Genomic DNA, 1,114 nt, shown 5'->3' with positions numbered 1-1,114 from the left:
CTAGTACCTTACCAGCTAAATAGTAACGGTTAATGATAAACTTAGGGCATGAGAACAAAACATGCCATCCAGTTGAGCGACGAGCAGCGCGTCGAACTGGAACAACTAACCCGCACGGGCAAGGCTGCGGCTCGTGTGCTCAACCGCTCACGCATCTTACTAATGGCGGATAGAGGCAAGAGCGATGCTGAGATTGTGGATGCCCTCTCCATCAGCAAACCTACCGTGGAACGAATACGCCGCCTGTGCTGCACAGAGGGTGTACACAGGGCATTATACGATAAGAAGAGGCCAGGCCGTCCCCCACTGCACACAGGAGAGACAGAGGCCAATCTTACCATGCTGGCCTGCTCAACACCGCCTGATGGTAGAGCACGCTGGACTTTGCAGCTTCTGGCTGACCAGATGGTACTGCTCGGATATACAGAGTACATCTCCGACACCAAAGTGCTCGATATTCTGAAAAAAACGAACTCAAGCCGTGGCAGAAAAAGGAGTGGTGCATAGCTGGGGCAGCAGGTAAGCCTAATACTCGTTTCGTTGCCAAAATGGAAGATGTGCTCTGCGTGTACCAGCGTCCATATGATCCCGCTCGTCCGCAGGTATGTGTAGACGAGAAGAGCAAGGTACTACACTCTCACACGAAGGGACGTGAGCCATTGCCGATGTGTCCGGCTCAGGAGGGGAAGGAAGGCAACCCAGGCAAAAGGGGCAAGTGCTGAGGGAGGACTACGAGTACAAACGGGAAGGGACGGCAAACATCTTCATAGCCACTGAACCACTGGCAGGCAAGCGTAGAGTACGAGTTACCGAACAGCGCACAGGAGCAGATTTCGCGCAACTGCTGAAGATAATGGTGGACGAATGGTATCCAGCCCCAGAGGTAGAGATGGTAGTGCTGGTAACAGACAACCTCAACACGCATGGGCCATGGGTGCTGTATGAATGCTTCTCACCACAGGAGGCCAGGCGTATCTCGGAGCGGATCGAGTGGCACTACACACCAGAACATGGAAGTTGGCTCAACATGGCGGAGATAGAGCTATCAGCGTTAGGGCAGCAGTGTCTTGACCGACGCATTCCAGACACAGAGACCTTAGCCCAACAAACAGCA

At 53.5% G+C, this 1,114-nt stretch carries 2 protein-coding genes; both read left to right on the top strand.

Annotation, left to right across the window (positions count from 1 at the left end; genetic code table 11):
- Positions 1–48: 48 nt before the first annotated feature.
- Positions 49–507: a helix-turn-helix domain-containing protein gene (locus IVW53_16175; GenBank protein MBF6607094.1), complete on the top strand. Its 459-nt coding sequence runs from the start codon at positions 49–51 to the stop codon at positions 505–507.
- Positions 508–715: 208 nt separating this feature from the next.
- A partial coding sequence (locus tag IVW53_16170) for a transposase (GenBank protein ID MBF6607093.1) occupies positions 716–1,114 on the top strand: 399 nt, incomplete at its 3' end.

The organism is Chloroflexota bacterium, assembly GCA_015478725.1.
Classification (GTDB): domain Bacteria; phylum Chloroflexota; class Limnocylindria; order Limnocylindrales; family CSP1-4; genus C-114.
This window is presented reverse-complemented; position numbering and strand designations above follow the sequence as displayed.

Coding starts and splice junctions, on each gene's coding strand:
- IVW53_16175 (MBF6607094.1), top strand. CDS start 49: ATGAGAACAAAACATGCCATCCAGTTGAGCGACGAGCAGCGCGTCGAA.